The 3,133-nt window shown below is 73.3% G+C and carries 1 protein-coding gene; it reads left to right on the forward strand.

Going from position 1 to position 3,133, the window contains the following annotated elements; all coding sequences use genetic code 11:
* On the forward strand, positions 1 to 3,087 hold a 3,087-nt coding region (locus tag ABZ641_RS30680), incomplete at its 5' end, for a M28 family peptidase (protein WP_359987035.1).
* Positions 3,088 to 3,133: the final 46 nt, after the last annotated feature.

Genomic DNA, 3,133 nt, shown 5'->3' on the forward strand with positions numbered 1-3,133 from the left:
CCCGCCCCGCCGAACGCCCTGGCCGCCGCCGTATCCGCGGCCGACCGCGCGGCCGCGGCCGGCCTGGACACCCTCGCCAAGGGGCCCGGCGAGAGCTACGAGCGGCACGCCGTCACCCCCTGGCTCGGCGGCCTCTACTCCGTGGCGTACGAACGCAGTTACCGCGGCTTGCCGGTGGTCGGCGGCGACGCCGTGGTGCTCGCCGACGGGCAGGGCCGGATCCGCGGCCAGCAGAACGCCGCACCCGGCGCGATCGGCGTGCCCACCACCACCCCCGCGGTGAGCGCCGCCGACGCCGAACGGACCGCCCGCACCCGGCTCGCCACCGTCGACGGCGCCGAACCGGCCCGCCTGGTCGTCAAGGTCACCGACGGCCGGGCCCGGCTCGCCTGGGAGTCCGTGCTCACCGGCCGGACGGCCACCGCCCCCAGCCGGCTGCACGTCTTCGTCGACGCCCGCACCGGCACCGTCCTGGACAGCCGGGACGACGTCCGCGCCGGCACCGCCAACAGCCGCTGGAACGGCCCCGCGCCCGTCACCATCAGCACCACCAACTCCGGTGGCTCGTACGCGCTGCGCGACCCGAACCGGCCCGGCCTCAGCTGCGCCGACTACGGCACCGGCCAGGTGTTCACCAAGTCCACCGACTCCTGGGGCACCGGCAGCCCGACCAGCAAGGAGACCGGCTGCGCCGACGTGATGTTCGCGGCGCAGAAGGAGTGGGACATGCTGCGGGACTGGCTGGGCCGCAACGGCCACAACGGCAACGGCGGCAGCTGGCCGGTCAAGGTCGGCCTGAACGACGTCAACGCCTACTGGGACGGCTCGTCGATCTCGATCGGCCACAACCAGGCCAACGAGTGGATCGCCTCGATGGACGTGGTCGGCCACGAGTTCGGCCACGGCATCGACCAGTACACGCCCGGCGGCGCCAACAACGAGGCCGGCCTCGGCGAGGGCACCGGCGACATCATGGGCGCGCTCACCGAGGCGTACGCCAACGAACCCGCTCCGTACGACTCCCCGGACTACACCGTCGGCGAGACGATCAATCTGGTCGGCAGCGGGCCCATCCGGGTGATGTACAACCCCTCGCAGGTGGGCGGCAACCCCAACTGCTACTCGGCGTCGATCCCGAACACCGAGGAGCACGCGGCGGCCGGCCCGCTGAACCACTGGTTCTACCTGCTCGCCGAGGGGTCCAACCCCGGTGGCGGCAAGCCGTCCAGCCCGACCTGCAACAGCTCCTCCGTCACCGGCGTCGGCATCCGCGACGCCGGCCGGATCTTCTACGGCGGCATGCTGCTCAAGACGAGCGGCATGACCTACAAGCGGTACCGGACGGCGACCCTGACCGCCGCCAAGAACCTCGACCCGGGCTGCACCTTCTTCACCCGCACCAAGGCCGCCTGGGACGCCGTCAGCGTCCCGGCCCAGAGCGGCGACCCGACCTGCACGCCCTCCGGCACCAACGACTTCTCGCTCTCCGTCGGCCCGGCCTCCGGCAGCGTCCAGCCCGGCGGCTCCACCACGGCCGCGGTCGCCACCGCGGTGACCTCGGGCAGCGCGCAGACGGTGGGCCTCAGCGCCTCCGGCGCGCCGAGCGGCGTCACCGTCGGCTTCAACCCCTCCTCGGTGCAGGCGGGTTCCTCCGCCACCATGACCGTCTCCGCCACTGCCTCCGCGCCGGCCGGGACGTACACCCTGACCGTCACCGGCACCGGCAGCGCCGTGCACACCGCGCAGTACACGCTCACCGTGGGCGGCGGCGGCAACCCCGGCGGCGGCGCACCCGACATCGACGTCGCCAAGGTGCAGGCCCACCTCGCCCAGCTGAACACCGTCGCCGACCAGAACGGCGGCAACCGCCGGGCCGGCAGCGCCGGACACGGCCAGTCCGTCGCCTACCTCAAGGGCAAGCTGCAGGCGGCGGGCTACACCGTCACCGAGCAGACCTGCACCAGCTGCAGCTACACCTCCAACAACCTGATCGCCGACTGGCCGGGCGGCCCCGCCGACCAGGTCACCATGTTCGGCGCCCACCTGGACAGCGTCGCCGCCGGGCCCGGCATCAACGACAACGGCTCCGGCTCCGCCGTCCTGCTGGAGAACGCCCTGGTGCTCGCCCAGCAGAACCCGACCCTCACCCGGCACGTCCGGTTCGCCTGGTGGACGGGCGAGGAGCAGGGCCTGCAGGGCTCCAACCACTACGTCTCCCAGCTGAGTTCGACCCAGCGTGCGGCGATCAAGGCGTACTACAACTTCGACATGGTCGGCTCGCCCAACGCCGGCTACTTCGTCAACAACCTCACTTCGGCCGCCGCCGCCCCACTGAAGGCGTACTGGGACTCGCTGGGGCTGCAGCCCGAGGAGAACACCGAGGGCCAGGGCCGCTCCGACGACTACTCCTTCCAGCAGGCCGGCATCCCCACCTCCGGCTACGCGGCCGGCGCCAGTGCGGTCAAGACGGCCGCCCAGGCGGCCAAGTGGGGCGGCACCGCGAACCGGGCGTACGACTCCTGCTACCACCAGTCCTGCGACACCACCGGCAACATCGGCGCCACCGCGCTCGACCGCAGCGCCGACGGCGTCGCCTCCGCACTGTGGAAGACCTCGGTCGGCGGGACGGTGCCCGGCGACGACTTCTCGCTCGCGGTGAACCCGGCGAGCGGCAGCGTGGAGGCCGGCGGCTCGACCACCGCGACCGTCGCCACCGCCGTCACCTCCGGCAGCGCCCGCACGGTCGCACTGACCGCCACCGGCCTGCCGAGCGGTGTCACGGTGAGCTTCAGCCCCTCGTCCGTGCAGTCCGGCGCCTCGGCGGTGATGACCGTCTCGGCGGCCGCCGGCACCGCGTCCGGAACGTACTCGATCACCGTCACCGGCAGCGGCCCGGCCACCCACAGCACCACCTACTCCCTGGTGGTCGGCAGCGGGCCCGGCACCGGCACCTGGGCGGCCGGCACCGTCTACCGGGCCGGCGACACCGTCACCTACGCCGGACTGAGCTACGTCTGCCTGCAGGGCCACCAGGCCCAGACCGGCTGGGAGCCGCCGATCGTCCCGGCGCTCTGGCAGCGCGTCTGAGAACCGGGACCGTGCCGCGGGACGCCGCCCGGCGCCCCGCGGCACG

The organism is Kitasatospora sp. NPDC007106, from assembly GCF_040634455.1.
Lineage (GTDB): Bacteria > Actinomycetota > Actinomycetes > Streptomycetales > Streptomycetaceae > Kitasatospora > Kitasatospora arboriphila.